The 25334-nt window shown below is 34.7% G+C and carries 27 protein-coding genes; 9 read left to right on the top strand and 18 right to left on the bottom strand.

Going from position 1 to position 25334, the window contains the following annotated elements; all coding sequences use genetic code 11:
- Window positions 1–31 precede the first annotated feature (31 nt).
- The 13 genes from EIB73_RS07100 to EIB73_RS07040 form a co-directional block, all read right to left on the bottom strand.
- Window positions 32–838 carry a DUF7738 domain-containing protein gene (locus tag EIB73_RS07100; protein ID WP_125023913.1) on the bottom strand — a complete coding sequence of 269 codons (807 nt, stop codon included), beginning with the start codon at window positions 836–838 and terminating at the stop codon, window positions 32–34.
- A complete protein-coding gene (locus EIB73_RS07095) occupies window positions 839–3313 on the bottom strand; it encodes an HET-C-related protein (RefSeq protein WP_125023911.1) in 2475 nt (824 codons plus the stop codon).
- Window positions 3314–3324: 11 nt separating this feature from the next.
- A complete protein-coding gene (locus tag EIB73_RS07090; RefSeq protein WP_185144636.1) occupies window positions 3325–4041 on the bottom strand; it encodes a phage baseplate assembly protein V in 717 nt (238 codons plus the stop codon).
- 220 nt (window positions 4042–4261) lie between these two features.
- Window positions 4262–4675: a hypothetical protein gene (locus EIB73_RS07085; RefSeq protein WP_125023909.1), complete on the bottom strand. Its 414-nt coding sequence runs from the start codon at window positions 4673–4675 to the stop codon at window positions 4262–4264.
- Complete coding sequence (locus EIB73_RS07080; RefSeq protein WP_125023907.1) at window positions 4669–5241, bottom strand: hypothetical protein; 573 nt, start codon at window positions 5239–5241, stop codon at window positions 4669–4671. Before EIB73_RS07080 ends, EIB73_RS07085 begins: the two co-directional genes overlap by 7 nt.
- On the bottom strand, window positions 5207–5797 hold the full coding sequence (locus EIB73_RS07075) for a hypothetical protein (RefSeq protein WP_125023905.1): 591 nt from the start codon (window positions 5795–5797) through the stop codon (window positions 5207–5209). Before EIB73_RS07075 ends, EIB73_RS07080 begins: the two co-directional genes overlap by 35 nt.
- Before the next feature lie 103 nt (window positions 5798–5900).
- Window positions 5901–7103, bottom strand: coding sequence for an IS256 family transposase (locus tag EIB73_RS07070; protein WP_125023903.1), 1203 nt, complete (start codon window positions 7101–7103; stop codon window positions 5901–5903).
- A gap of 136 nt (window positions 7104–7239) precedes the next feature.
- Complete coding sequence (locus EIB73_RS07065) at window positions 7240–7866, bottom strand: hypothetical protein (protein WP_125023901.1); 627 nt, start codon at window positions 7864–7866, stop codon at window positions 7240–7242.
- Window positions 7867–8253, bottom strand: coding sequence for a hypothetical protein (locus EIB73_RS07060; RefSeq protein ID WP_125023899.1), 387 nt, complete (start codon window positions 8251–8253; stop codon window positions 7867–7869).
- 467 nt (window positions 8254–8720) lie between these two features.
- Entirely contained in the window at window positions 8721–9335 is a 615-nt protein-coding gene (locus EIB73_RS07055; RefSeq protein ID WP_125023897.1) for a hypothetical protein, read from the bottom strand.
- Between the two features lie 5 nt (window positions 9336–9340).
- Window positions 9341–10297, bottom strand: coding sequence for a hypothetical protein (locus EIB73_RS07050; RefSeq protein ID WP_125023896.1), 957 nt, complete (start codon window positions 10295–10297; stop codon window positions 9341–9343).
- 8 nt (window positions 10298–10305) lie between these two features.
- Entirely contained in the window at window positions 10306–11343 is a 1038-nt protein-coding gene (locus EIB73_RS07045; RefSeq protein ID WP_125023894.1) for a hypothetical protein, read from the bottom strand.
- 1 nt (window position 11344) lies between these two features.
- Window positions 11345–13312 (bottom strand): type VI secretion system Vgr family protein, encoded by a 1968-nt coding sequence (locus EIB73_RS07040; RefSeq protein WP_125023892.1) that lies wholly within the window; start codon window positions 13310–13312, stop codon window positions 11345–11347.
- Window positions 13313–13804: 492 nt separating this feature from the next.
- On the opposite strand from EIB73_RS07040, the gene tssD reads away from it, so the two are divergent.
- Window positions 13805–14215 carry a type VI secretion system tube protein TssD gene (tssD, locus tag EIB73_RS07035; protein ID WP_125023890.1) on the top strand — a complete coding sequence of 137 codons (411 nt, stop codon included), beginning with the start codon at window positions 13805–13807 and terminating at the stop codon, window positions 14213–14215.
- Window positions 14216–14959: 744 nt separating this feature from the next.
- Here tssD and EIB73_RS07030 read toward each other — a convergent pair.
- Both EIB73_RS07030 and EIB73_RS07025 read right to left on the bottom strand, forming a co-directional pair.
- Complete coding sequence (locus tag EIB73_RS07030; RefSeq protein ID WP_125023888.1) at window positions 14960–15493, bottom strand: DUF4136 domain-containing protein; 534 nt, start codon at window positions 15491–15493, stop codon at window positions 14960–14962.
- Between the two features lie 107 nt (window positions 15494–15600).
- The gene (locus tag EIB73_RS07025) at window positions 15601–15789 is read right to left on the bottom strand and encodes a DUF5522 domain-containing protein (RefSeq protein WP_125023886.1); all 189 of its coding nucleotides are present in this window, start codon (window positions 15787–15789) and stop codon (window positions 15601–15603) included.
- A gap of 39 nt (window positions 15790–15828) precedes the next feature.
- Here EIB73_RS07025 and EIB73_RS07020 point away from each other — a divergent pair, with 39 nt between their 5' ends.
- The 5 genes from EIB73_RS07020 (at window position 15829) to EIB73_RS07000 (ending at window position 20181) form a co-directional block, all read left to right on the top strand.
- A complete protein-coding gene (locus EIB73_RS07020) occupies window positions 15829–16161 on the top strand; it encodes a hypothetical protein (RefSeq protein ID WP_125023884.1) in 333 nt (110 codons plus the stop codon).
- Window positions 16162–16313: 152 nt separating this feature from the next.
- A complete protein-coding gene (locus tag EIB73_RS07015) occupies window positions 16314–17219 on the top strand; it encodes a 1-aminocyclopropane-1-carboxylate deaminase/D-cysteine desulfhydrase (protein ID WP_164467864.1) in 906 nt (301 codons plus the stop codon).
- 218 nt (window positions 17220–17437) lie between these two features.
- Window positions 17438–18487, top strand: a complete 1050-nt coding sequence (locus EIB73_RS07010) for a glucosaminidase domain-containing protein (protein WP_125023882.1) — start codon at window positions 17438–17440, stop codon at window positions 18485–18487.
- Between the two features lie 137 nt (window positions 18488–18624).
- Complete coding sequence (hemL, locus tag EIB73_RS07005; protein ID WP_125023880.1) at window positions 18625–19908, top strand: glutamate-1-semialdehyde 2,1-aminomutase; 1284 nt, start codon at window positions 18625–18627, stop codon at window positions 19906–19908.
- Between the two features lie 66 nt (window positions 19909–19974).
- Window positions 19975–20181, top strand: a complete 207-nt coding sequence (locus EIB73_RS07000; protein WP_125023878.1) for a hypothetical protein — start codon at window positions 19975–19977, stop codon at window positions 20179–20181.
- Between the two features lie 67 nt (window positions 20182–20248).
- Here the strand turns inward: EIB73_RS07000 and EIB73_RS06995 are convergent, their stop codons facing one another.
- Together EIB73_RS06995 and EIB73_RS06990 are read right to left on the bottom strand one after the other, a co-directional pair.
- Window positions 20249–21295, bottom strand: a complete 1047-nt coding sequence (locus tag EIB73_RS06995) for an NADH:flavin oxidoreductase/NADH oxidase (protein WP_125026073.1) — start codon at window positions 21293–21295, stop codon at window positions 20249–20251.
- A gap of 140 nt (window positions 21296–21435) precedes the next feature.
- Entirely contained in the window at window positions 21436–22008 is a 573-nt protein-coding gene (locus EIB73_RS06990) for a DUF892 family protein (protein ID WP_125023876.1), read from the bottom strand.
- 338 nt (window positions 22009–22346) lie between these two features.
- Between EIB73_RS06990 and cdd the strand changes: the two genes are divergently transcribed.
- Entirely contained in the window at window positions 22347–22826 is a 480-nt protein-coding gene (cdd, locus tag EIB73_RS06985; protein WP_125023874.1) for a cytidine deaminase, read from the top strand.
- 97 nt (window positions 22827–22923) lie between these two features.
- The gene (locus EIB73_RS06980; protein ID WP_125023872.1) at window positions 22924–23808 is read left to right on the top strand and encodes a Ppx/GppA phosphatase family protein; all 885 of its coding nucleotides are present in this window, start codon (window positions 22924–22926) and stop codon (window positions 23806–23808) included.
- Window positions 23809–23828: 20 nt separating this feature from the next.
- On the opposite strand, the gene EIB73_RS06975 is transcribed toward EIB73_RS06980, so the two are convergent.
- Window positions 23829–24320, bottom strand: coding sequence for a metallophosphoesterase family protein (locus tag EIB73_RS06975; protein WP_125023869.1), 492 nt, complete (start codon window positions 24318–24320; stop codon window positions 23829–23831).
- A gap of 237 nt (window positions 24321–24557) precedes the next feature.
- Here EIB73_RS06975 and truA point away from each other — a divergent pair, with 237 nt between their 5' ends.
- Window positions 24558–25289, top strand: a complete 732-nt coding sequence (gene truA, locus EIB73_RS06970; protein WP_125023867.1) for a tRNA pseudouridine(38-40) synthase TruA — start codon at window positions 24558–24560, stop codon at window positions 25287–25289.
- The last annotated feature ends 45 nt before the right edge of the window (window positions 25290–25334 follow it).

The following is a 25334-nucleotide window of genomic DNA, read 5'->3' as shown; positions in this document are numbered from 1 at the left end:
TTAATTTTAATATATTAGTTTTTGAAAAAAATCAATCATTTTTATCGTAATATTCTACTTTTATAAATTCTAATTCATGGTTGCTAAATTGTGCAATATTACGAATGAATGTACTTTGTGAAGGACACATATCTCTTTTTTCATTATTCCAATATTCTCCATCTTCTTCTTTGGTATCGCCCCATTGATTATTACCATCTAAATTATTGTCTCGGAAAGATAAAATTTCCAAATCTTTAGATTTTCTTTTTTTATTGAGTTCCTTTAATGATATTCCGGGATTTATTGCAGAACCGTCGATAGAAATAGATTTTTTATAAGAAAGTGCAGGGTAAATTAAAAATTGTTTAATAAGTTCAATATTTTGGAATTCTCCGTTTTCGTTAATATCAAATAATTCAAGATTTTGAGTGCCTTGAATCTTATGCTTTTCTTGATATTTCCTTTGTGCCTCAAAAAAATCAAATTCATCAACGAATTTTAATTTCCCTTTTTTACCTGAAGGACTATCTAAATTAGAAAAGAATATGTATAATTGATCGTATTTTCTTATCTCATAATCTGGGCTGTACTCATCATCTTTTGTTGTTCCCACATTCCAAATAATTACACCTAAATTATCCCATATAAAAACAACATCATATTGTTTTCTTGTCGGTTTTCCAAATAGTTTCTCCCATTCTTCAATAGGTTTTCCGAAGGGCAAAGGTTTTCCTTTGTAGGTGCCACCACAATCTGATAAAGAAAATTCTGCATTGGATACTTCTGTTTTCTGGGCTTTGTTTTCTGTGCAAGACATAAGTAAAGTTATTAATATAAAGGTTATTGTAATTTTCATTTATTTGAAATATTTAATTAATTCATCTAATTTTTCTTTCCCAATAAAAACTTTTCTTTTTGCAACATCATGCGCATGAGCTATTGGAGTTGGAAAATATAAACTTTCTAAAAAGTATTTATCATTTTTTTTAAAATTTGCCCAATTCAAAACAGGAGCATCCATCCAAGTTACACTTCGCGGATGTCTGGAGTAGGTGTTTAAAATATAATTAGCAAGTAAATCTCCATTAGGATCAATTGTTCTTCCTTCCCAAATATCTTTAATTCTTTGCCCAATGTCTGCAACTGCTATCTCTGCCAATTCCGATGCTAATCCATTTAAAGGATGCTCTATTGTATCTTTTGCTATTTGGGTATGGGTAGGATTTTCACCATAATTTTTATTGGTGACCTCGGTTTGTGTTTCTTTGATGTCATCATCTGTTGATTCTATTAAAATATTAAAAATAACATTGGTGAAATTAGTCATTACTTCACCAAGAAAATGAGATATTTTATCAAAAAATCTTAAAATATATCCTAAAGGATTTTCTCCACTTTTCATTTCAAGGATATAATCGGATAATTCAAGTAGTTTATTATAATATTCAAATAATTCTACGGAGTCCATCCCCAAGTAAGTTTCATTATTTTTTGTCGGATCTTCTTTTTGCCCCTCTGCTAAATCCTTTAGTACGGTGTAAATCGTCTGTTGCCCGAAAGTTCTCTCTCTTGGTTTTGCCAATTTATATTCAGTAAAACCAATCGGCAAAAGCATATCTGCCATTTTAGGAATAATACTTGCTGCTGTGTCGTCCAATAAAAATTTTCCTGTTACGATCGGGATTTTTTTGTAATCTGTTCCTTGTTTTCCTTCTACCCAAGGATATACTTTTTTTAAGTGTACAAACTGCGGATTAGTGTACCCTAATTTGCATAGTGATAATTCCACAAAATTGGTATGAGAAAAATAATCTTCTAAAACATGAAAAGCTCCACCTAAATGCCTAAAGCCATCGCGGGTTTTGCCATATTTTACAGCCAACTTCAACTCGTTAATCATATAAGTGTCTGCTGACGGTCTTAAAGCATCTGCTTTAATAAAATCTTTTTCCCGACCCGCTTTTTTTTGTCCATCTTCACTATCTCTGTAAATATAATATTTCTGTCCAAAACTATTGGTTTGAAAGCAATCGGGTGTTTCTCCTGCATAAAAATCCCACTCTTCGAATCCATTGATTGTTTCTCTTTTAAACATGATTTCACCAATCCGATCATCAGTTAAATCTTTAGGGTTATCGATATGTTCTTCTGGTCTGTAAATACCCAAAATATCTTTGGTCATTTCCCCATATTTTTTTCTAAAAATGTCGAGATGCTTTACATAATTTTGAGTTTTCATATCTTCACCTCCCATTGTGTAAACAAATTCTTTTGCAGCGAATAATTCTATAAGTTCCACCCAACCATCGTGAGAAAATTTAGCAGTATTTCCAGCTAATAAATGATTTATCTTATTTTTATCATTCTTATTATTTTGCTCAATTTTGCTTCGTACCTCTTTCGTAAAACGTATTGTCATTGGCACCAACACTTGAGATACATCTCTGAGCCAGTTTCCATAATAAATTTGTAATACCTCTTCTTGTAAAAAAATGTTCTTTTTAAATAATGCATTCATTTCTATTCCTCCATGCGCACCTTTTCCAAAACCAAAACCAAAATTTTCTATGTCATCGTCTGTAGGATCATCGTCATACCATTGTTGTTGATCCACAAATTTTGATAAGTCCTGACTTTGCGTAGATAAATCTAAAATTAATTTTCCTGTATATTCCGGTGTTTCAGTTTCTGCAAAATCAAGTTGTGGTGTATTTGCAAAATCAACCGTTAGTAAAAAATAGGCAAATTTTGCGCCTTCATCTATTCTATCTTTATCTTCTTTGCCATGGGTCGCGTACTCTGTCCTTAATAAATTATCAATATGATGACCATATTCTTCTACCAATGAAGCCAGTAATTGCGCTTTTATTTCATTATTTTTTGTTGCTTCCTCTAAAAAACCACTACTCACTAATATTACTTTGCGCTTATTACTGTAGTTCGCCTTATAATTTTTTATGGGGTCTTTGGTTACAATAATTTCAGGTGGCTGTAATTTTTTATCACATAAGTCTTTATATAATTTTCCTAATGCTTCTATCTCTATATCATCTCCAAAAATTTGTAACATGATTAAAACAAAAGTCATTTCAGAAAGTTCTTTAGCTATTTTAAGCAATTGTTCATGAGCAAAAGGACTTTTTAACTTATATTCAGTCGATTCATATTTCAAATCGGGAAAATTAGGTTTTCCATAAAAGACACCACTTTGCTCACCTTTTTGAATGACTTTTGTGGCGGCATTATTTGTAATAGATCCTTTAGAATATATGAAATGATCTTTTCCTGTAATTTTAGTAATCTTTCCTTGTACTATACGTGTTCTGCTCATAATTATTATTTTTAATAATTATTACTTTTTTCGCCGCTATTATTTTTAACCTCCACTTTTGCATTTTGGTGAATTGTACCATTTGATGAAGAATTTTCTACTTCTGCCGCATATTCATTCCGTTCCATCTTTGTTTCACTATGTACATCCCCCTCAATCATTTCCGTCAGTTTTCCGGTAATAAACACACTTGCATCACCTACAACAGAAGTCATTTTCATAGCTCCAACACTTTGAACAGCATTTAAACCTATACTTTGGCTTCTGTTCATTCCCACAGTATCGCTTTGGTTCATCCCCACACTTGTCGTCATATTCTCCATCACATTAATATTCATATTCTTACAATTGAGCGTCATCGTTTCAGGAGCCGTGATATTAATATTGCTTCCCGTGGTATCCAAATGAATTTCATTTCCGCTTTTATCTGTAATAATAATACTTTCATCTTCCGTGAAAACTACTTTATGCCCACTTCTGGTCATAATAGATTTTACCCGGTTGTCCGCAAATCCTCCCAACGCAGTTCCTCCATGAAACATTCCACCCATCACAAAAGGTCGATCCGGATGATTATGTACAAAACCCACCATCACCTGATCACCAACTTCGGGGATCGCAACATAACCACGATTCTGAGAAACCTGATCCGTTCCACCTGTATCCGGACTCATCATTCTGATAAAATCGGTCGTGTTGTGTAGTTGCCAGTTGAATTTTACCGTCACTCTTCCCTGTCCGCTTGGATCCTTGTTGCTGATGACGGTTGCTAATTGTGGTTGTGCGATTGGAACTGTAAACTCCGGTTTTGGTAAAAATCCGGTGTCACTTGCAATGGCTTTGAAAGTTCCTTTGTAATGTCCTAAAGTATCAACAACATGATTCGTTTCGATAATTATTAATCTCGTAGAATAGGAGATTTGATGGTGTTTTCCTTGCGCAAGAATACTATCTATTTTTAATTAAATCGACTACTTTTTTTAAAATACCAATCACTAAACTTCTATTTGGATCGAAGATTATATATCCACAGACAGCACATTCTATTTTTTCTTTTTTTCTCGCACCTGTAGAAAAATCTTCTTTTTTGTAATAGGAAAGGCTCCAACTGTTTGTCGGATAATAATCAACCAAATAAGAAAAACACTTAGAAGACCCACATCTTCTACAAAGACCTAGAGGTTTATGTTTGATTATTAATTTTTGTATTTCTTTTTTGCTTAAACTAAGTTCGCTAAACAAAAATTCTTCAATTATTTTCTGTGTTTTTAGTGTTTGCTGTTTGAAACGAAATCTATAAAAGTATGCGAGTTCTTGTTCAGAAAAATCCTTTAAATGATTCTTGATGTTATCTTCTACCATTCTATTTTTTTTCCAATAATTTTTGTTTTTCCTTTTCCAAAAACTAAATTTAATTTTAATGAATCAGATTCCTTTCTCATATTTGTAATAAATTGAGGGTTGTCTTCTCGGAATTTTTTATATGAGGTTAGAGTTATTGAATCATTGTCAGACTGCAAATTGCTAAGATTTGAGTTAGGAGCATATCTATTAACTAATTCTAAAGCTTTTTCTTCTTGAATTGAAATACGCCTATCAATAATATATATATTTGCAGGGTATTTTTGATTAACTTTTTTAATGTCAAACAATAATTTTTGATTACTAGCACGGTCATAAACGGCGTAATCTTCTGATAAAGAACTGAGTTTACCGTTTGATATATAGTATATCCTCACATTTTTTATCTTTTCTGAATTGAGATTTAATGTAAATTCTAATGGTACATTTAGAACCAATACTTTTTCATCACTATCTTTTCTAAAGGAAATGGTTACGTTCTTATCAGAAATTGTTTCTAGTATGGAAGGATTTTCGCAACTTAAAAACAAATTAAAAGCTAGGAAAAAATGAACTGTTTTTTTCATTGGTATCATTTATAAAAATACAATCTATTAAATCGAAATATTCTTCAATTTGAGGCTCCTCAACCCTGTATGTAAATATCGTATGCGTTTTAGGATTTGAATCCCTTGCAATTGCAGTAATTAGTTCGTTTATTTCTTTAAAATCACCTCTTAAAACACGGTTAAGCAATTGGTGACTTAGTGATTCGTGAAAAAATCCATTTTTTTTGGCCCAATCAAGACCTGCAAAAAATCTTGCTTCTTTTAAGCCTTTGGCCTTTGAATTCTGCCATCGAATCCACATTTGTTCATCTAACCACTCGTCCATTTCCTTAATCATATCCGCTGACACCCATTCTAATACAGCAACACCAAACGCTATAATTTGAGCTCCAGGAATCATTCCTACAAAAGTTGAAAGTGCGGGTTTATTAAATTTTCCATTACTACTTATTTCTGGAATCATTTGTGCCATTTCTTCGATAATAAGATATTTATCAAGTGCTTCTGAAACAGCTTTTCCAAATTTGATTTTTTTATTTAATGAACTGTACATGGAGAAAGAATCCTCATCCATTAACGGAATTTTCTTTAAATTTTCTTCTATAAAAATATATTTTGTTCCTTTTTTAAGACACTATCCCGCAAAGTGTGTAAGTTAAAAAGTTAGGGCTTGGGTTTTATAATCTGAGCCTTTCTTCAAAAATAAGCATAAATTGGTTTAAAACAATACCCCAGTTTTGAATGGGCATGGTCCATTTCTTAGTTGCTTCTCTGAGAGCAAGATAAACGGATTTTAACACTGCATCATCTGTCGGGAATGACATTTTGTTTTTGGTATATTTTCTTATTTTTCCGTTCAGATTTTCGATTAAGTTGGTGGTATAGATGATCTTACGGATTTCCAAAGGGAAGTCGAAGAATACCGTCAGTTCATCCCAATTTTCCCTCCAGGATCTGATGGCGTAAGAATATTTGGATTCCCATTTTTCGGCAAAGTCCTTTAATGCCGCTTCTGCAGCCTGTTTATTTGGTGCGGTATAAATGTGCTTCATATCTGCTGTGAAGGCTTTCCTGTCTTTCCAAACAACATATTTACAGGCGTTTCTGATCTGGTGAACGACGCAAATCTGGGTTTGTGACTCAGGGAAAACAGAACGTATGGTTTGGGTAAATCCATTGAGATTGTCAGTAGCAGTAATCAGGATATCCTCTACGCCGCGGGCTTTTAAATCAGTCAAAACACTCATCCAAAAACTTGAACTCTCGTTTTTGCCAAGCCACATTCCAAGAACTTCCTTTCTACCTTCACGGTTTAAGCCCACTGCAAGATAGACGGTTTTGTTGATGACCTTTGAATTTTCCCGAACCTTGAAGACGATACCGTCCATCCAGACAATCAGGTATAAATCTTCCAACGGGCGGTTTTGCCAGGCAGTAACCTCGCTTGCTACGGCACTGGTAATTCTGGAAATTGTAGAAGTAGAGACTTCAAAATCATACATCTCACGGATCTGCTCCTCGATGTCGCTTACGCTCATGCCTTTGGCATAAAAGGAGATAATGATGTTTTCCAGACCCTCGATAATGTTGTGCCTTTTCGGAACCAATGCAGGCTCAAAACTACCTTCACGATCTCTGGGAACTCTTATTTCTGCCTCTCCAAAAGAGGATTTAATTTTCTTGGTTCCATGTCCGTTTCGGTAATTTCCGCCTTTGGTTTTTTCGTGCTTCTCATTGTCAAGATGTGCATCGAGTTCGGCATCAAGCATATGTTCTACGGCACGCTTGTGCATTTCTTTGAAGAAGGATGTCAAATCCTCTCCGCTCTTAAAGGACTTGTAGAAATCCTTGCTGTTTAATAATTCTTCTTTGTCGATCATAACTATGTAGGTTTAAAAATAGTAAAAAGTTATTTCCGAAAAATTTTTTGAGCTTTGAGGGCTCAAAATTTTTCAGAATAACTTTTCAACTTACACAGTTTGTGGGAGGCTACCAAAATTTAAAATACTTTTATACTTAATCTTCTATTTTACTTCCACGAAAAGGTCTAAGCGACTTTTGAGACAAAGACATTATTGTATCTTTAGAGTTATAAATTATGTAGATTTCTAAAATATTATCGTGCGAATCAATAACACAAAAAGATTGAAACGGCTGTTCTTTCTTCTTTAATAAATAAATTAGATTTTTATCTTCATTATATTTAATAAATTTAAAGTCAATAGAATGTTTTAATAGATAATCTTCAATTTTCTTTTTACTGTCAAATTCTTTTGTTTCATTTATTTTATAATGTTTGGAATAATACCTGTACAATATCGTATCATTTTGAAATACATAATCAATATATTCTCCATTCATTTCGTCTCTTATGTACTTGTTGAGGTATTGTAAATCGTATGGATCCGTAGCTTTTATTAAAGTTTTTGCTTTTCGAGGGTCATTCAAACTAGGCTCAATAGGTGTGTATAAAATAAGATTAGGATTAAACGGATCTAATAAGGAGTATTTATGATATTGCTTTTTAATAATTTCTTTATTAGGATATAAATTAATAGGTTCTTCTTGTAAAAGTGATTTATTATTTTTACAAGAAAATATTGATATCATAAATATTACTGTATATAATGTATATTTTGTCATTTATTTGAAATTGAATATTGTTTTTAAATTTTCAAATTTTTCTAATGCGTCTTTTTTCGAACCTAGATCATTTGAATCATAAGCAGGATCTAAGGTTGGGGTTTGCCATTTTTTATCCCAATTATCATCAGTAGTCATATAATTTCGCCAGTTTTTCCAATAAACATCTGATATTACTACAGGTCCTTTAAATTTAAATAGGTTATCTGATAGACGGAAGGTAGAGTCTATATCACAAAAGTAGGAAACTAATGCAACAGAAGATTGCAAAGCTTTAACAAATACTCCACCACTAATTGCAAAAGGAAGTGCTGCTATTCCCACGTAACGTTTTGCTTTTTCCAGTGCTTCTTTTTCCTCATGTGCGATTGCATAAATATAATTCATATCAAAACACCGATTGAAAATTGATACTTCTTTAATTTTTTTTTCAAAATAATCTACACTTTTCTTCCACCTTTTGTGTCGAATGGTAAAGCATTATTTTTTTTCGGAAGTCTTTTATTCTCATCTAAGGGTTCAACAATGGTATAAATATTAGATCGAAAGGAATCTGATTTTTGAATATTATCTCGCAAGTATCCACTATCATATTTGTAAAAATTGCTTTCAGAGAAAGGAACATTCTCTATAATATCAGTGTCAATGCTTATTTTTTTTGTTTGACAAGAATTAATAAGAATGAAGATAAATATATATTTGATTAATTTTATTTCAGTTGGAAAACGGGTTATTTTATATTTTTTATTTGCTCTCCCAAAACTGTTTCAATTTCTAAAAACGCATTTACAGCCGTAATTTTTTTTAGATCATCATTTCTTAGATCTGTTCCTCAAAATATTTTTTTTATGAAATTAAAAGTAAAAATTTGCTATGATATTTTTATAGGGTTTGAAGTTTATCGTATCCTTTTTATTGTAGAACAAATAACTTTCAAGCAGTCCATTATTCAAGATAATTTTATAAAATTTATTTTCTATTTCAATGTCAATTATATCTGTTTTTACGTTCCTTTTAAAATTTAAAACATCGAATTTTACATTTTTTCTTTTCAAGAATTCTTTTAATTCATTAATATTTCTAGGTTTATTGATATCCAATTGTGAATCAGCACTATAATCATAATAGACATTTCTTACAACAATTGTATCATTCTTTTCTAAGTATGAAATACTTTCCCCTTTTAATTCTTTTTGAAAATATACTTTTGAATCTTTCCAATAACTTCCGACTCCAAATATTTTTTCAGGGACATTATTATTTTCTTTGAGTGGTTTGACGTTTGAATATAAAATTGGGCTGAATTCATGACCAATTACATTATATTTTGACTTAGTAGTATATTTATTAAAATCTTGCTTATTAAAAGATTTCGTTTCAATTATAGAAGTTAAATCGTCGCTTTTATTTATATTACAAGATAAAAAAGGCAGGATTAGGACAGTGGAGATCAAAATTTTTATTTTCATTAGATTTATATATTTGGTTCTTTTATCTTTTTTATTTCATTCCCCACTATAGTTTGTATTTCTAAAAAATCATTTAGAGCACTAAGTTTCTTTAATTCAGTATTTCGCAGATCACTACCACCATCTTCTATTTTAGGTTCTGGGATAATGTCTCGTTGGGGATCGAAGTTCATATTAGTAAAATAATTAGTGAAAACATCTGAAATAACTACAGGTCCTCTAAAATCAAACAACTTATCTGATAGTTTCATAACATTATCAGCAGTACAAAGGTAATTGATCAATGTTATTCCTGTTTGCAAAGCTTTAACCCAGGCATATCCTTCAATCATTACTGGTATAGAAACTACAGCAATTACTTTTTTAAACTGTTCCCATTCTATTTGCTTTTCTTGAGCAATGGAATACACGAATGACATATCCATACTGCGATTATAGATTGAAACCGTTTGTAATAGTTTATAAAAATCAGATTGAGTATTTATTTTTAATTCTAGCATGCCTTCTAAATTAAAAACTTTATCGATAAAAATTTCTTTATGCAATAAGTTTTCTTCAGAATCCCTTTTAAATTTTCTTTGATAATTACTTTTTACAGTTAATTTCTTAGGAAGATTATCTTCGACAGAATGCATATTGAAGTTCAGTTCATGATATTGTCCAGATACTATATAACCTCCTCTATCCATATAAATTGTCAAGGTTTTAACTATACGATTATGATTTGGGTCATTTAAACCGATCCCAATACTTTCATATTCACAAAAATGATCCTCTACCCAGCTTACCGCTGTTAGACACGCATCTAAATTATCTTTGTATTTATTACCCGTATTCATTGGGGTTGGCTCGTTCAAGGTAAAAGCCACACAAAAAGAGGTACTAACTCTTCTATGATAAGGGTGTAAATCCTTCTCCACTTGCCCATGCACCAATTTTTCAGGCAAATATATTTCACTCATTTTAATAACTATTTAGTTTTTGATAATGTTTCGCCTAATATTTCAAATTCATTAGTTACTCTATAGTGTTCAGGATCCTGCATAATATCGGAACTATTATTTCTCACGCTTAAAGTTTCTGAAAGTTGTATAGGACCACGAAAAGTTTTTAAGCCTGCCAAATCTTTTACGTCACTTACTGTGCCTGTGGCATAACTAACTACTCCAAATATTTCCTTAAACAAAGTTGCACCTGCAAAGTTGTTAAATGCGAATTCCAACATAGGTGCATCCACAGCGAGTGAAATTTTATCTGCACTATCATTTATAGTATCTAAAAAATCTTTAGCATTACTAGTACCTGCGTAAATATAAGATATATCTGCTCTCCTGTTAAAGCGGCTTGCTTCTTTAAGAAAATCACCCAAAGCATCATACAATCTGAAAGGTTCTTTTGTTTTACTTCCAAAATTAACAGCTCTCTCCATACCATCGGCAAAAATCAATTTGCCATCTAAAAATATTTCATCGTGAAGCTCTTTTCCTTTAGATTTTAATTCATTTCTAGATTTTTGAAAGATAATTTTTTTACTTCCTTCTTGTTTTTCTATTTCCCTATCAGTAGAGCCTACCAAATTATTACTTTTATAGGTAATTGTATCTAGACCACCTTCAACAAGTTCTCCCCGATTATTCATATAAACTGTTAAGATAAAAACCCAGTTATGATATTTATATTCTGCCTTAGAATCCAAATCATAGCCTTCAAATCGTATAATAGAGGATATTCCAGTAAGGCACATATTCACCTCAGTATTTAATCCTAGATCGGTTATTGGCACCATTTTATTAATTGTATGTCCAAAAACACAATGATACCAATCTCTCCTAGGAAATGATTTCCATGGTTCATATTCCTTTGCAATACCATGTAATATACCATCATCAATTCCTTCCTCATGAATAGGTTCTAAGGATGAAGTTGATATGTTATCATCCGAAAACATATAGTGATTTTCTTTGGTGAGTTTTGTGTATTTACCACCAACAATTCTTGTTCTACTCATATTAATGGAAGTTAGATTTCTCACCAGAGTTATTCTGAATCTGCTTTTGTGCATGTTTTTTAATGGTCGCATCCGAACCAATTTCCATTTCACCTTTACTATATTCCTTTCGCTCTTTTTTACTTTCACTTATCACATCACCCTCAATTATCTCCATCAATTTCCCCGTAATAAACATACTCGCATCTCCCATCACAGAAGTCATCTTCATCGCACCAATACTTTGGGTCGCATTCATACCAATTGTTTGGCTATTATTCATTCCAATCATTTCGCTGGCATTCATCCCAACATTCGTTGTCATATTTTCTCCGACATTAATATTCATATTCTTACAGTTCAACGTCATCGTCTCCGGCGCCGTAATATTAATATTACTTCCCGTTGTATCCAGATGAATCTCATTTCCAGATTTATCGGTGATAATAATACTTTCGTCTTCCGTAAAAACGATTCGGTGTCCACTTCTAGTTTGAATGGATTTTACACGGTTATCCGCTCCACCGCCCAAGCCAACCTGTCCATGAAACATACCGCCCATCACAAACGGTCGATCCGGATGATTATGCACAAAACCCACCATCACCTGATCACCAACTTCGGGGATGGCAACGTAACCACGGTTTTGAGAAACCTGATCAGTTCCACCTGCATCGGGCGACATCATGCGGATGAAATTCGTGGTGTCATGCATTTGCCAATCGAAGCGAACGGTCACTCGACCTTGACCAGAAGGATCGGTGTTTGAGATTACAGTCGCTATTTGAGGTTGAGCAATCGGCGCTAAAAATGTTGGTCTCGGCATATAACCAGTATCCGAAGCAATGGCTTCAAAAGTTCCGGTGTAATGGCCGAGGGTGTCGATTTCGTGCGTCACTTCGGTCATCATGACTCTGGTGAAGTAACTGGTTTGGTTAGAATCGGTCTTACGCATTTTTAAATCTGCGACACAACCCGGATACAGAAAAGGAACCGTTGTTCCACCGGAAACAGTGAAGACTTCTACGGCTTTACTTCCCGCTGCACTCGTTTGAGAATTCACCACGTCCATATCGGTATTTGCTTTGATGGGAGCTACCTGTAGGGAAGGGGTTTTAAAGATTCCCTTGTTTTTTTCATAGGATGTTTTCGCAAGATCACTTTTATGTTTAATGAGCGTTTCTCCGGAAGTTAATTTCGCATGAGAACTGCTGTTGTATCCATAGAAACTCGGTTTTATATGAACGGCTTTTAATTCCACATTAATATCTGAGACATTGCTGCCGTAAATCAATTCAATGGCTTTGTTCTGCGGTGGCATATTTCCAAAATGTAAAACTTCACCATCATAGAAAAACTGTTCGCCATAAGCTTCGGCCATTCGTGCCAGATAATTATAATGCGTTTCTTCATATTGAGCGCTATATAATATTTGAGAAGAAGCTTTGGCATCTACTCGCACATCATATCCACTTCCAATGCCCTGTTTGATGACCCGATCTGCAATAATTCCCATATTCACGGGAGCATCGCCACCAAAACTTTGGGTATGAGGTGCAGCATCCAATAAAATGGTCGGACTGAAGCCTTTTAAAACAACATTTCCTAAAGTATGACCTTGCTGACTAAATCCAACCCCCGTAATGACTCCTACAAATACGCGTTCCGGGCTGTTCTCAATATCTTTGTGCATGATTTTTACCGTCAGTCGGTTTCCCAAAAATTGATTCGCCTGCTCCAGCTGATGGTTTTGTCTTTCTCCCAAAGCATCGTGCGCTAAGGTGAGTTCAAAACTATGGTGTCCTCTTGCACTTTGAGAAAGTTTGAAATGCTTATAATGTTTGATGATCTGTCCATCAATCACCACAGATAATTTTACCAGTCGGTTAATGCCGGCGTGATGGTTTTCTTTAATTCCATCGGCATTATTTTCCGGCGTGAATTTCTGAGGTTTGAAGAATATTGCTTCAGAGTTGCCATTCTTTTCCATATCGTAGGTGTTTGTGATTAAGTGATTTGTTGGAGATTTCTAGATGTTGAATTATTTAATTACCCCATTTGGTAAATGATAATATTTAAAACTAGTTAAAATCAACCAAGTAACTACACAAATTTAGTTTAAAATAAACAGTCCGTGTGTAGTAAAACTACTACAAAATAAAAAATTTTTAAGCCTTCGTATTTAAAAAAAAGCAGCTGTATTTTCTCAGATTTACAGTAAGAAGTCTTTTCTATTCCTTTAAAATAAAGAAAAACACGCACGGAAGAAAAAAAATTCTCCCAAAATCAAAAAGTCGTAGAATTACTACAAATTTTAAACTTTCTAAAAATGATGATTTTCCTATCAAAAAAGCATTTTATCTTTGACTTAAAAGAAATAGAAAGACCTTTTTAAGTAAATTATTCTTAATTCTCATATTATTGAGTTGGATAAAGAAATTAAAATAACATTATAAACATTTAACCTTAAAATTTAGAAATCATGGCAGCGAACAATTCCAGAGCCGTCTTAAAATTCAACAACGGCGAAGACTCAAAAGTTTTAAAACTAAATTACAGCGTAGCACGTTCTACGGATGTTTCCGGTAGAGTAGCTTCAGATCCCTCAAATGCGTTAATCAAAATAACGATTGAAGCGACTGAGAAATCAGACATCATCGAATCGTTATTGAATGGTAAATACAAACCGACCGTGGGTGAGGTGACTTTTAACAAATCTCATGAAGAAGGCACCTTGATTAAATTAAACTGGGAAAATGGTTATGTGATCCAACATGAAGTAGAATTTGACGCCATCGACAGCAATAGTATGTTGATCAGTTTTGTCGTTAGTGCAGAGAAAATTACGTATGGTGGCGGACAATACGAAGGGGTTTGGCCGGGAAGCAATTAAGACCGAATCAATCATCGTCAACTATAAAGCCTTAAATTATAGGTATTTAAGGCTTTTGTTTTTAATGAAATCAAGTGCAGTAATTTAAAGGATTAGTATTTATCAGGTTAAAAGTAAAAAGTTGTAGAATTAACAAATAGAAAGAAATTTTAATCCAGAAACCACAGTAAAAGTTAAAGGACGCCTCAATCTTTTTTCTGATTTTGATCCGATAAAAATATATCTAAAAAAGCGACAGAATTATACTGACAACTGCAACAATATTTATTGGAAAATAGGGACCAAATTAAAATTCAATTCCCCGTCACAAAACAATCCGGAAAAGAAAACTCTTCCGGATTGTTTATTATCTGATTTAAGTACAATTAAACTTAAAGATTTTAGTTCTCAATCACTTTGATAGTGGTACTCTGCGTATCAAAATTTACTTTTACAATATAAGTTCCTTATGCAAAGATGCTAAGATCAATTGTCGAATTTTTCGAGCCAGGGTCTGATTTAAAACTCTTCATCGATTGACCGGTCAAAGAGTAAACCTGCACATTATCTAGCTTTAATAGATTGTTATTCTGAATGTTCAGTACTCAAGCCCTTAAAACTAATACTCTTTAATTCATTATAAGACGATCTTTTCTCAAGTACAATTCGCTTTTGGAACAGATTAAAATTCTTTAAGGAAAAAAAAATTGAATATAAAAAAAGACCGATCTTTCAATCAGTCTTTCTCTATATTTCCAAGAAAAATTATTTTCCTCTCTGTGGCGGATAATTCGCCATGATTTCCGCAACAATTTCCGGGATTTGTTTTTGTTTCGATTTCGGAGAATCTACGGAAATTCCGCTTCCGATGCCTTGCCAAACCAATTTCTGACTTTTTGCATCAATCAAATCAACCGTCAATGCACCTTGATTATAATTTTGCGTCCAGATTCTGCTCATGCCAACGCCCCAACCATAAGGACCGCCCCAACCATACATGCCGTAAGGACGGGAACTTTGTACATCCTGAATTTTTTTATGATTCGCTTTCACATTTACAATAAGATCCGGATTGTCCGAACTCTGTAAACCTTTCGTTTGAAGTTGTTTTGAAACCTCGTTCAACACGCGGTCTTTATCAATATCGTTTAATTTCAAATCATCAATACGCAATTTATACGTTTTGTACATATTGAAATTCGCGGTTTCTGCATAATCAGATTTTACCTGAAAAGGGCTACATGAAGTGAGTCCCAGCGTGGCAGAAGCCAATAAAAGTAAGATATATTTTTTGCTCATGACCTGAATTTTTATTTATTAAAATTATAATTACCAATGATGTTGTACCGGATTGCTCATTTTTACAGACCCAAAAACTCAATCAACTCCATACTCAATACTTTCTGTTATTTTTTAATTTCCTGTTTTACTGTTTTCTTAAAAGTATCCGTCTTTTTATCGTAACCATATGGGCAATGTTTGCATCCACTTTTGCAGCAATATCCACGTTTCAGGTGGTATGCTTCCGTAAAAACTTTATAGCCCTGTTCGTTATAGTAAAAGTCTTCGTGTTCTTTGATTATTTTCTGGTACATAAGTTAAATCGGAATGGTCGAAATTAATATCTTTGTTTCATGATCCTCATTTGGCAAAGACTTCTCAAAAATACAAAAATTTCAGGGATTACTATTTTCCCTTTTATTATTCTGAAAAAGCCGGAATACAAGAAGGATCAAATACTCATCAATCATGAGAAAATTCATTTGCGTCAACAGCTGGAACTCCTGATTATTTTCTTTTATATCTGGTATGTGGTCGAATATTACTATTGGGTCTTCAGATTAAAGAACCACTATTTAGCCTATAAATCGATTTCCTTCGAGCGCGAAGCTTATGCGATGGAAGACGATTTAAATTATCTCGAAACCCGAAAATTCTGGAGTTTCTGGAAATATATTTTAGATTAATTTTTTTATTTTTTTTGGGCGCCTATTTCCGCCCTCCGTTCCCGCTTTTTTGTTCCGCTTCGCTGCACAAAAAGAGCTCCACTCAGGTCGGGGCGTAGATTTCGCGTTAAATAAAATGAGTTTTATCAATTATTTTTTTCAATTTTGCCCCAATGAAAATCCCCACCGTTTCCATTCCAATCATCCAAATCCCTCTTCAGAAAAACATCCACCTTTTTCTGAAAAGAGAAGATCTCATTCATGCCCAGATCTCCGGGAATAAATACTGGAAACTCTTCTATAATATCAATTCCTATTTAGAGCAAAGTCCAGAAAATCCTTTTATTATCACTTTTGGTGGAGCCTTTTCCAATCATATTGCTGCCGTTGCTGCTTTGGGAAAAGTTTATCAGTTGAAAACTTTGGGAATAATTCGTGGCGAGGAAATTCAGGATAAATGGAAAGAGAATCCAACTTTAAAACTGGCCCAACAAAATGGAATGGACTTTCAATTTGTAACCCGTTCAGCATATAAAGACAAATATGCTTTAACCCAAAGCCTGCAAAAAGAATTTCCCACCGCTTTGATTATTCCGGAAGGCGGAACTAACGAATCTGCCGTGGAAGGGATTCAGTTCATGCTCAAAGAGGAAACAAAAAGTTTTGATTATCTTTGCATCGCAGTTGGAACCGGTGGCACAGTCGCCGGAATTTCCAGATTTGCAGAGAAGAATCAGCAGGTTTTAGGTTTCAAGGTAGTCGACGATCGTTCTTTGAATGATAAGGTTTTAGAACTTTCAAAAAGAAAGAATTTTAAACTTCTTGAAGCGCATGATGGAGGTTATGGCAAAATAAGTGACGAAAATATCCGTTTCATCAATGACTTTAATGAAATATACAACATTCAACTGGATCCAATTTATACCGGAAAGATGATGATGATGCTTTTTAAATTAATAAACGAAGATTATTTTCCGGCAGGAAGCAAAATTCTGACTTTTCACACCGGCGGTTTACAGGGGATTTTTGGAGCCAACGAATTGCTGAAAAAACAGAACCGGGAATTGATCAGATTTTGACCTATAAAAGTCAAAGAGGATAAAGTTGGTCATTATAGAAACTGAACGATAACAAAATTGTTCTCTCTCAGATTTTAATGATATATAAAATCCGTGAAATCTGTGCGAGATTTAAATCAGCAACGAAGATTTCTGTTATTGGATTAGAAAACCTGCGATGAAAAATTCTCGATAATTAAATGATGAGAACTCAATTTCGAAGTCATTAAAAATAAAATATGAAGAAAATATTTTTTGCTCTTACCGTTATTATTTGTGCTAAATCCCATGCACAAACCTGGAAAACAGATGAGCAATATATCCAGAGATTTGCGCCGTACGCGGTAGAGGAAATGGAGAAATACAAAATCCCGGCCTCGATTACTTTAGCACAGGGACTTCTGGAAACCGGCGGCGGACAAAGCCGTTTGGCACAACAGGGAAACAACCATTTCGGAATTAAATGTAAAGAAGACTGGACGGGCAAAACAATGAAACACACGGACGATGCGCCGAATGAATGTTTCCGGGTGTACGATGATCCGCGCGAGTCTTATGAAGATCATTCGAAATTTCTCGCGTTTCGTAAATATTACGTGAATCTTTTCAAACTCGATATGATGGATTACAAAGCCTGGGCACACGGTTTGAAAAAAGCGGGCTACGCTACGAATCCAAGATACGCTTACATTCTGATCGACAAAATTGAAAAAAATAAACTTTACGAATTCGACAAAACAAATTCTAAAGAAGTGCTTTATGCCGTTTTAAAAATGTATCCTGACTTAAAGAACGACCGTATTTTTATGGCGAAACTGGATCAGAGCAATGCAACGGCGAAACCTGTAACTGTGAAGGTTCCTTATGAACAGGTTTCCTATGCAAAACAGCAGAAAAACGTTGATAAAATTGTCTCAAAGGCAGAAGCATTAAAATCAATATTGATCAAAAGCCATCCGAACGGAGGTAAAAAATTCGTTATTATTCCTGATGATTTGAGTCTGGAGGAGATTTCTAAGAAATTTGGTGTTTCTGAAAGTCGTTTGATGCAATGGAATGAACTCGACGGCAATCAACTGCGTAGAAATGATATTTTATTCTTAGAATCAAAATCTTCCAGCGGAAATGTGGCAACTTATAAAGCCCAAGCCGGCGAATCCATGCACGACATTTCTCAAAAATTTGGAATAAAAGTCAAAAAACTGTATACTAAAAACAGAATGGATTTCGGTCAGCAGCCAAAAGCCGGTCAACTGATGTACCTGCAAAGTAAAAAACCAAGAAAGTAATTCAGGTTTCAGTTGCTAGAAATTAGAGCTTGTTGTGATGGTAGTTATAACTTTAAACAACCGGAGAAATTTTCTTTAAAACTTCTAAGATCATTATTCTAGAACCTTCAACCTACAACCCAAAACCTAAATAAAAAATGTTATACCAAAGAAGTTCTGCTTTATTCGATGAAGCGTATAAATATATTCCAGGCGGTGTTAATTCACCCGTTCGTGCTTTTAAATCTGTAGGCGGTGTTCCTGTCTTTATGAAATCTGCGAAAGGCGCTTACCTGACCGATGCCGATGATAATCAATACCTCGATTATATTAATTCCTGGGGTCCTGCCATTTTAGGACACACGCATCCTGAAGTTTTAGAAGCCATTAAAAAGCAGGCAGAGAGAGGTTTTTCTTATGGAACTCCAACTGAATTAGAAACTGAAATTGCAAAATACATTGTAGAAAATGTTCCTAATATTGACCAGATCAGAATGGTTTCTTCGGGTACAGAAGCGTGTATGAGTGCCATTCGCTTGGCGCGCGGTTTTACTGGTAGAAATAAATTCATCAAGTTTGAAGGTTGTTACCATGGGCATTCCGATTCTTTTTTAATAAAAGCGGGTAGTGGTGCAGCAACTTTTGGAAATCCAAGTTCTCCGGGGGTCACTTCCGGAACGGCGCAGGATACTTTGAATGCAAGATATAACGATATCGAACAGGTTGAAGATTTATTCCGTCATAATGAGGGCGAAATCGCGGCCGTCATTATTGAACCGGTTGCCGGAAATATGGGTTGTGTTTTACCGGAAAATAATTTTCTGCAAAAACTCCGAACATTATGTGATAAACATGGTGCACTCTTAATTTTTGATGAAGTGATGACAGGTTTCCGTTTGGCATTCGGTGGTGCACAGGAATTATTTGACGTGAAGGCCGATTTAGTGACGTTCGGAAAGGTCATCGGAGGTGGACTTCCGGTAGGAGCTTTTGCGGGACGAAACGAAATCATGGATCATTTGGCACCAAAAGGTGCGGTTTATCAGGCTGGAACCTTGAGCGGAAACCCTTTGGCAATGCGTGCAGGTTTAACGACGTTGCAAATCATTAAAAATGATAAGAATTTCTACGAAAATATTAATAAGACGACCGAAATATTGGATTTCGAAATTGGTAAAATATTGAACTCAAAAAGTATAGAGCATCGCATTAACCGAAAAGGAGCAATGATGAGTATCTTCTTCCACATCAATTCGGTTTCTAATTTCGACGATGCATCCAACGCAAACCATGCTTTGTTTAATAATTTCTTCCATCAGTTATTGGCGCAGGGAATCTATTTGCCACCAAGCGGTTATGAAACCTGGTTTATTTCGGATGCTATTAAACAAAAAGAAATTGATAAAACTTTGGAGGTAATTAATAATTTCAAATATTCTTAATCTTAAAATTTTCAACACTAAACATTGCTGATTTGTCGTTTTAAATACTAACTTAAAATGGAAACCATGAAAAAAGCACTCTTAAATATTTTGGCTGTTTCCTCCATTCTGACCACAATCGGTTTTATAATAGATGCAGATCCTAAGGTGCCAAGCATGGTATTGAGATTTACAGAATTTTTTCTCATGTTGGGAATGGTCTTCTTATTTATGTCTTTTTTTTATTTTGGCAGTGTATTTATCAAACGAAGCTTTAGAAAATTAAGGAGTTAAGAAAAAATAATAAAGTAAAAAGCCAGTTCAAATAGAACTGGCTTTTGTATTGGAAAGACTAAAATTTTTAAATTCTCGCTCTTTCATATTGGTGTGGAAAATCACAATCTCCTTTCCCCTCGAACGAACCCTGAACTGCTAAATAAGGGTTTCTTAGAATTTCCCGCGCTACAAATATAAGGTCGGCTTCTCCTTTTTCTAAAATTTCTTCCGCGTGTTCTGCAGATTTTATTAAACCTACCGCACCGGTTTTCATTCCGGTTTCTTTTTTAATCTGTGCTGACAAAGGAACTTGATAGCCATCAAACAATGTGATTTTTGCGCCGTGAATATTTCCTCCACTGGAAACGTCCATTAAATCGACCTTTTTATTTTTCAACACTTCTGCAAGTTTTACACTTTCTTCGATGTCCCAACCATTTTCAGCGTATTCTGTTCCGGAAATTCTCACGAATAACGGGTGGTTTTCATCCAGCAACTCATTCACTGCATCACCAATTTCCACGAGAAAACGAATTCTGTTTTCAAAACTTCCGCCATATTCATCGGTTCTGTTATTAGAAAGCGGTGACAGAAACTGGTGAATTAAATAACCGTGTGCTGCGTGAATTTCTATAAGATCAAAACCCGCTTCCAGTGCTCTACTCGCGGAATCTTTAAAATTCTGAACTAGTTTCTTGATCTCCGGAATCGTTAATTCGTGCGGAATTCTTTCATCCTCTGCGTAGGGAATTTTTGATGGTGCTACGGTTTCCCAACCTTCCTCCAAAGATAGTTGTTTGCCATTCCAGGTCGAAGCTTTTCTCCCCGCGTGACCTAATTGAATTCCAATTTTACTTTCAGAATTATTGTGAACGAAGTTGACTGTTTTTTTGAAAGCCTGGGTTTGTTCATCATTCCAGAGACCTGTACACTTGTGTGTAATGCGACCTTCCGGAACAACTCCCGTAGCTTCTACAATGATTAATCCGGTTCCTCCCTGCGCACGGCTTCCGTAATGAACATAATGGAAATCATTAGGAACACCATTTTCGCAAGAATACATACACATGGGCGACATCACCCAACGGTTTTTAAGTTCCAGATTTCTAAATTTGATCGGAGAATATAAAATCATAAATATTTTTTTTAATTAGATCTCAAATTTACGAAAAGTGGAGCTGGGAATATTTAAATCGTTATTTATAATGTCGATCAAAAGAAAAGAGGCTTTCAACCTGAAAACCTCTTCATGAGTCGTACTTAAAAATGGAATCAGTTTTTATATCCCTGTACATGCGAGGTTAGAAATTCATCAATAATCCCATTTAAATTTTCTGCAATATATTCTTCTTCTTCCTGTGCGCTAAAAGCCAGTAGGGTAGCAGCTTTATAATAATTTAAGTTAATGGCCAAATGAGCAAGGCCACCGTAGGAGGCGATTTTATAATGCGCCAGTTTTTGTGACACCAGAATTAGTGCGATTTCCCAGTTCGCAATATCGGTTGAAAAAAGAGAAAGATGACTTAATCCTTCAGATAGTAAGGCGGTAAAAGTTGCGCATTTTTTACTCTGTATTGATTCGTCGTTTAAGAGAAATATTTTTTTTAGGCGCTCCTTATGCTTCAAGTGAATTGCATAATGGTTATGAAGAATTTCCTTTAAATTCGGCGACATGATATGATTTTCAATTCTTGCAAATTCTTTAGCGATTTGATTCTCTGCGTAGTACATTTCCTTCAAAGAGTTCAAGAAAAACACATCTAAAACAGCTCGTGAATTTGATTTTGTGCCTTTTGGAGCGGGGTGAACTGTTTTATGCAGATTTTTCATAAGGATCATGTCCATGGTTTTTAAAGGTATCGACCATGAATTATTTAGGTAAAATTACGCTATTCATTCCTTCTAAAAAGCATCTTTTTTCAGGTGATTTCACCCAATTTTAAAATTACTTTTCATAATTATTAGGAGTAAAACGAAAATTTTTCATTTTTATTGACGGAGAAGAAAAATTAAACCCTGATTTCTATACATTTTTAAATCTTGTGCCCATGAAAGAAGGCCTTTCGCAAAACAGAGGAACACCATCTTATCTCAAAGAAAATCTCTCGGTTTTACTTTCTGACTTTCTTTGATCTGCGGTGTTCTAAAAAATATAGTTATCTTTACTCTCCCATTTTTAATACATGCAAAAAGAATATACCATTAATTTTGAAGCCATCGAAAGTTACGACCACCTTGATGCAATAGAAAAAAAGCTTTTTGATAAGGCCATGCAAATTCGCGAGATCGCCTATGCACCTTATTCGGATTTTACAGTTGGTTGTGCTATTTTACTGGAAAATGGCGAGATTATCACCGGAAGTAATCAGGAAAATGCGGCGTATCCGTCGGGTTTATGTGCAGAAAGAACCACCATTTTTTATACCGGCGCTAATTTCCCGGAGGTCAAGATCAAAAAACTTTTTGTTATTGGAGCACCAAGAAACGCCACTTCATCAGTGCCAATTCCCCCTTGTGGAGCTTGCCGACAATCTATTTTGGAGTATGAAGCAAAACAGAAAGAGGAGATAGAAATTTATTTTGCCTCTCTCGGCGGTGCTATCTATAAAACAAAATCTATCCGCGAACTGTTGCCTTTTTCTTTTGATTCCTCTTATCTTTAATCAGTGATAATTGAATTAATTGCAATCTTTTTTTGATCCTAATTGCACAATCTAAGTTGATGTAAAAAAAGTTTTCCAAACCAAATTTCTATAGACTATGAGAATAGCAGCCATCGATATCGGGAGTAATGCAGCACGACTCTTAATTAATGAAGTCACGGAACCTAAAAAAGGAAAACCTCAATTCACCAAATTAAATCTTCTGCGAATTCCACTTCGTTTGGGAATGGATGTTTTCACGACAGGTGAAATTGGTCCTGAACGGGAAAAAATGGTGCTCGATTCCATGAGTATTTTTAGCAGTTTGATGAAAATTTACAAAGTGGAACATTTTCGGGCTTGTGCCACAAGTGCGATGCGGGACGCTAAAAACGGTCAGGAAATTCTAAAAGAAGTCAAAAAATCATCGGGTATCGATATCGAAATTATCACAGGCGATCAGGAAGCTGCGTTGGTTTTTGAAAATCATGTGGCTGATTCCTTAGATAAAAACTGTGCTTATCTTTACATCGATGTAGGTGGTGGTTCCAGTGAACTTACCTTTTATGAAAATGGACAAATGGTGTACGAGAAATCTTTTAATATTGGCACAATCCGATTGTTAAATGGTTTGGTGAAGGAAGATCTTTGGAAAGAGATGAAAGAAGAAATCCGAAAAAACATCAACAGTAAAAAGCCGATTGTGGCCATTGGCTCCGGCGGAAATATTAATAAGATATTTTCGATGAGCAAAACCAAAGACGGCAAACCCATGTCGAGTGCTTATCTAAAAAAATATTTTAAAGAAATGAGTGATCTCACCGTGGAAGAGCGAATGAGCAAATTCGGCTTGAGGGAAGACCGCGCGGATGTTTTGGTGCCCGCGCTTAAAATCTTTAACAACATTATGACTTGGAGCGATATCGACAAGATTTTTGTTCCTAAAATTTCCGTTGCCGATGGTTTAATTCACAGTATTTATGAGGGTTTGAAAAAGAAATAGACTGTTAATCTGATAGTCTCTTATTTCTTTCCCAATTCAATCACTTCCAGATTTTCGATTTGATCACCATTAATTTCAAAACGCATCATCGTTCGCATCTGATGCCAGCCAACTTTTCCCATCGCACCCGGATTTAAGTGGAGCAGTTTATTCCTCTGATCGTACATGGCTTTTAAAATATGAGAATGTCCTGATATAAATAATTTTGGAGTTTTTTCTTCGATTTCTTTTTTAGCTAAAGGCGTGTATTTCCCCGGATAACCGCCGATGTGAATCATCAAAACTTCAACATCCTCGCATTTGAATCGTAAAACTTCCGGGAATATTTTACGAATTTCTGTGCCATCGATATTCCCGTAAACTCCGCGTAAAGGTTTTATTTTTTCTAATTTTTCAATCACTTCCAGATTTCCGAAATCTCCACAATGCCAAATTTCATCTGCGTTTTTTGCATAATCTAAAATTCGGTCGTCTATGTAAGAATGAGAGTCGGAGAGGAGCAGTATTTTCATACCGTAAATTTCCTACTTTTTTTTAAATCACCTATGATATGGGGAGAAATTTCTATCACCTCTATTTTTTCTTAGGATAAGAAAAATTGTGAAAGAATAAAGCGGTTGCACTTTTAGCCCAGATTGTAATGAAAATCCTTTTTTGTGTCAGCAAAAAAGATTGTAATGGAAAGCTGGACTGCACTTCTGAAAAATCGATGATTTAATGCTCCTAAAAATTCTGTAAATTTGCACCCCATGCGGTATTTCATAGAGTTTTCTTATTCAGGTAAAAATTATTTCGGTTTTCAAATTCAGCCGAACCAAATTTCTGTTCAGGAAGTTTTGGAAAAAGCGTTGTCCACGATTCTGCGGGACGAAATTAAAATCACCGGCGCGGGAAGAACCGATACCGGTGTTCACGCGAAGAAGATTTTTGCTCACTTCGATACTGATAAGAAATTGGGTGAAAATCTAACCTATCAATTAAATAGTTTTTTGCCACAAGATATTTCGATAAAACGAATTTTTCCTGTTAAAGATGACTTTCATGCTCGGTTTGATGCTACTTTTCGAACCTATGAATATTATATTTCCCTGGAAAAAAATCCGTTTACCCAAGATTCATCCTGGCAGATCTGGAAACGGGATCTGGATGTTAAACGAATGAATGAAGCCTGCGAAATCCTTTTTGAGTACGAAGATTTCACGAGTTTTTCTAAACTGCATACCGATAATAAAACGAACAACTGCAAAATTTACAAAGCCTTTTGGGAACAGAACGGGTCAGAATTAAAGTTCACTATTTCCGCTGACCGGTTTTTGAGGAACATGGTTCGTGCAATCGTTGGAACCATGATCGAAATTGGAAATGGTAAAATTGAACCAGCGGATCTGCGAAAAATCATCGAGAATAAAAATCGCAATTCCGCCGGAACTTCAGCGCCTGCGCAGGGTTTGTTTCTGGTTGATGTTGGTTACGACTTTTAATCTTCAATCACTCTTATATTTAAACTCGATATTTTTGAACCTCTT

Source organism: Kaistella carnis (genome assembly GCF_003860585.1).
In the GTDB taxonomy this organism is placed as follows: Bacteria; Bacteroidota; Bacteroidia; order Flavobacteriales; family Weeksellaceae; genus Kaistella; species Kaistella carnis.
This window is presented reverse-complemented; position numbering and strand designations above follow the sequence as displayed.